Here is a 3,740-nt window from a genome sequence, read left to right as displayed (position 1 = left end):
CGACCCCGCAGCGGTCTGAGTGGGGTGGGGCGCGCGGGGCCCGGCGCGCGCGCGGGAGCGCCCGCGCGGGGCGCGCGCCCCCCCCCCCGCCCCCCCCCCCCCCCCCCCCCCTCTTCCGTCGGGTCTGTCGGGTCGGATCACGTCACACGGTCTACGCCGCGGACGCCTCGCTCGTCACCGCCACCTGATCCGCCAGGGCCTCGTACGTCGAGCGGTCGAACTCGCCCGCGGCCGGGGCCAGTACGGTCGCGGCTGACAGGGCCACGGCCCGTGCCAGCCGCTCCGGCCACGGCAGGTTCTCGACCAGACCCGACAGCAGGCCCGCGACAGCCGAGTCGCCCGCGCCCGTCGGATTGCCGTGGACCCGGCGCGGGGGAGCGGCCCGCCAGCGGCCCGCCGCGTTCTCCGCGAGAAGCCCCTCCGCGCCGAGGGAGGCCACGACGGTGTGGGCGCCGCGTCGGCGTGCCGAGCGGGTGGCCTGGAGGGGGTCGTGGGAGCCGGTGAGTTCGGCGAGTTCCTCGGCGTTCGGTTTGACGATGTCGGGGCGGGCGGCCACTCCCCGGCGCAGCGGTTCCCCGCTGGTGTCCAGCAGCACCGGGACGGCCGACGCGCGGGCGGTGCGGACGAGTTGGGCGTAGGCGCCGACCGGGACGCCCGGGGGCAGGCTGCCGCACAGGGCCACCGCCGAGGCGGAGCGCAGCAGACGCTCGTACGTCTCCTGGAAGGCCGCCCACTCGGCGGGGGTTATCGCCGGTCCCGGTTCGTTGAGCTGGGTCGTGTCACCGGTCGTCGTGTCGACCACGGCTATCGTGCGGCGCGTCGGCCCCTCCACCGGGACGAGCGCGTCCACCACCCCGGCCGACTCGGCCAGTTGGTCCCGCACGATGCGGCCGGTCGCGCCGCCCGTGAACCCGGTGACCGTCACCTCGTGGCCGAGCGCGGCCAGCACGCGTCCCACGTTCAGGCCCTTGCCGCCCGGACGTTCGGTCACCTCGCTCACCCGGTGCGAGCCGTGCGGGCGCAGGGACCGCACGCGATAGGTGATGTCGAGAGCGGTGTTCAGTGTGACCGTGAGGATCACCTGGGCCGACCTCCCCCGAAGAGTTCTGTGACGTGGGCGCCTGTCGGACGCCCGCCGGTGTTTCCGGAGGCTCGATCATGCCAAACACAACGGCGGTCGGCCCAGTCCCCCCGGGCCAACCGCCGTAAGCAACAAAGGTATGAATCACCCCAGTCGGGGATCGACCACCCATTCGCCGCCGCGCATGACCCCCTTGAGCACGAAGTCGGCGTCGAGAACCACGAGGTCCGCGTCCTTGCCCGGCTCCAGGGAGCCCACCCGGTCGTACCGGCCCAGCAGGCGGGCGGGGTTGACGGAGAGGGCCGTCACGACGTCCTGGACCGGCAGCCGGTCGACCGTGACGGCGCGCTGGAACGCGCGGTCGAGGGTGAGCGTGGAGCCCGCGATCGAACCGCCCTCCACCAGGCGGGCGACGCCGTCCGCGACCTCGACCTCCAGCGGGCCGAGCATGTAGCGGCCGTCGCCGAAACCGGCCGCGTCCATCGCGTCGGTGATGAACGCGACCCGGCCGGGACCCGCGTGATGGAACGCCAGCTCCAGCGAGGCGGGGTGCAGATGCGTGCCGTCGTTGATCAGCTCCACCGTGATCCGCTCGTCCTCCAGGAGGGCGGCGATCGGGCCCGGCGTGCGGTGCCCGAGTGCGGGCATCGCGTTGAACAGGTGCGTCGCCACGGTCGCGCCCGCGTCGATCGCCGCCTTCGTCTGCTCGTACGTCGCGTCGGTGTGCCCGATCGCGGCGATCACCCCGTGCTCGGCGAGCAGGCGTACGGAGTCGAGGCCGCCCGGCAGTTCGGGGGCGAGCGTGACCATGCTGGCCCGGCCGCGTGCCGCGTCGATCAGCTTGCGGACCTCCGCCGGGTCCGGGTCGCGCAGCAGTTCCTCGGAGTGCGCGCCCTTGCGGCACGGCGAGATGAACGGGCCCTCGAAGTGGATGCCCGCGATGTCGCCCTGCTCGGCCAGCTCGGAGAGCATCCCGGCGCGTTCGGCGAGGCCGTGCATGTCGCCGGTGACGGTCGAGGCGACGACGGTCGTGGTGCCGTGCAGCCGGTGGGTGTGGATGCCCCGCAGGACGTCCTCGGCCGTGCCCGAGGTGAAGGACGCGCCGCCACCGCCGTGGTTGTGGAGGTCGACGAAGCCGGGCACCACCCAGTGGCCGGACAGGTCCGTCACGGCCGCGTCCGCGGGCGCTGCCCCGTGGACTCCGCCAGGTCGCGTCTCGGAGGCACCCGCGCCGGCGATCCGCGGACCGTCGATGATCACGCGGCCGTCGTGCACGATCCCGGTGGGCAGTACCACCCGGGCGCCGGCGAGAACCTTGCTAGGGGCCATCGGGTGGTTACCTCCGGGGAGTCGTAGAAGTGGTGTTCAGGAGGTCCCGGGCGAGGAGCCCGGCACCGAGGCATCCGGCGGTGTCCCCGAGGGCGGCGGGGACGATCGACGGCAGTTTCTGGAACGTGACACGGCGTTCGACCGCGGCCCGCAGAGGTGTGAACAAGGTTTCCCCCGCCTCGGCGAGCCCGCCACCGATGATCAGGGTGCGCGGGTCCAGGAGGGTGAGCGCGGTGACCAGGCCGTCGGCGAGCGCGTCGACGGCCTCCTGCCAGACGGCCAGCGCCCTCGGGTCGCCCGACTCGACGGCCTTGGCGCAGTCCGCCGCGTCCGCCGCGGGGTCGCCGGACGCCTCGGCCCAGGCCTGGCTGACGGCCGCCGCGGAGGCGAACCGCTCCAGACAGCCGCGCTGCCCGCACGGACACGGGGACCCGCCGGGCCGTACGACGATGTGGCCGATCTCGCCCGCGAAGCCGTGCGCGCCCTCCTCGACGCCGCCGTTGATGCCGATGGCGCCCGCGATGCCGGTGCCCAGCGGGACGAACAGGAAGCGGTCCGCTCCCCGCCCGGCGCCGATCCGGCCCTCCGCGAGGCCGCCGGTGCGCACGTCGTGCCCGAGCGCGACGGGGATGCCGCCGAGCCGTTCGCCGAGCAGCCGGCGCAGCGGGACGTCGCGCCAGCCGAGGTTGGCGGCGTAGGCCGCGATGCCGTTCTGCGCGTCGACGATGCCGGGGACGGCGACGCCGGCGGCCAGCGCGCTCTCGCCGAAGTGCTCCTCGCCGTAGGCGCGCAGTTCGGCGGCGAAGTCGAGGATGTCCTCGACGACGGCGTCGGGCCCGCGCTCACGGCCGGTCGCCCGGCGGGCCTGGTGCAGCAGCGCGGGGTGTCCGGAAGCCCGCGGCCGCGGGGCGTCGGGGTGGTCCGGGGAGGGGTCGGTGTCCACCCCGACGAGGGCGGCCTTCATCCCGGTGCCGCCCACATCGAGGGCGATGACGTGTCTCACGGGGGACAGTGTCGCGCTTTACCCCTGGAAAGGTCTAGTCCACTCACGGGATGGAGACCTTGTTTCCGCATTCCGAGACATGACCGGGGCCGCGGAAGGGCGCGATCGGGGCGGCGGAGGGGTGTCATCGGGGCCGAGGACGGAGCGGAGACGGAGCGGAGACGGAGCGGGAGCGGGGGCGAAGAGGGAGCGGAGAGGGGCGTTGAGGGGCCTTGAGGGAGGGGGCGGGGTCGTGGCGGGGGCCGCGGGCCCCCCGGCGCCGGGCGTCGGGGGCGCGGGCTAGCCGGCCGGCCATCGCGAAGCTAACCCCCCCCCCCACCCAACAGA

Annotated in this window: 3 protein-coding genes; all 3 read right to left on the bottom strand. The window is 74.7% G+C overall.

Annotation, left to right across the window (positions count from 1 at the left end; genetic code table 11):
* Positions 1-151: 151 nt before the first annotated feature.
* The gene (locus ACFXGX_RS07905) at positions 152-1,081 is read right to left on the bottom strand and encodes a 1-phosphofructokinase family hexose kinase (RefSeq protein WP_384786292.1); all 930 of its coding nucleotides are present in this window, start codon (positions 1,079-1,081) and stop codon (positions 152-154) included.
* 144 nt (positions 1,082-1,225) lie between these two features.
* Positions 1,226-2,410, bottom strand: coding sequence for an N-acetylglucosamine-6-phosphate deacetylase (gene nagA / locus ACFXGX_RS07900; RefSeq protein ID WP_384786289.1), 1,185 nt, complete (start codon positions 2,408-2,410; stop codon positions 1,226-1,228).
* 7 nt (positions 2,411-2,417) lie between these two features.
* Positions 2,418-3,413 (bottom strand): ROK family protein, encoded by a 996-nt coding sequence (locus ACFXGX_RS07895; protein WP_384786286.1) that lies wholly within the window; start codon positions 3,411-3,413, stop codon positions 2,418-2,420.
* Positions 3,414-3,740 lie beyond the last annotated feature (327 nt).

This window comes from Streptomyces sp. NPDC059371, assembly GCF_042751995.1.
GTDB lineage: Bacteria > Actinomycetota > Actinomycetes > Streptomycetales > Streptomycetaceae > Streptomyces.
Note: the sequence above shows the minus strand (reverse complement) of the source record. Positions and strands in the feature narration are given on the sequence as shown.

Coding starts and splice junctions, on each gene's coding strand:
- nagA (WP_384786289.1), bottom strand. CDS start 2,410: ATGGCCCCTAGCAAGGTTCTCGCCGGCGCCCGGGTGGTACTGCCCACC.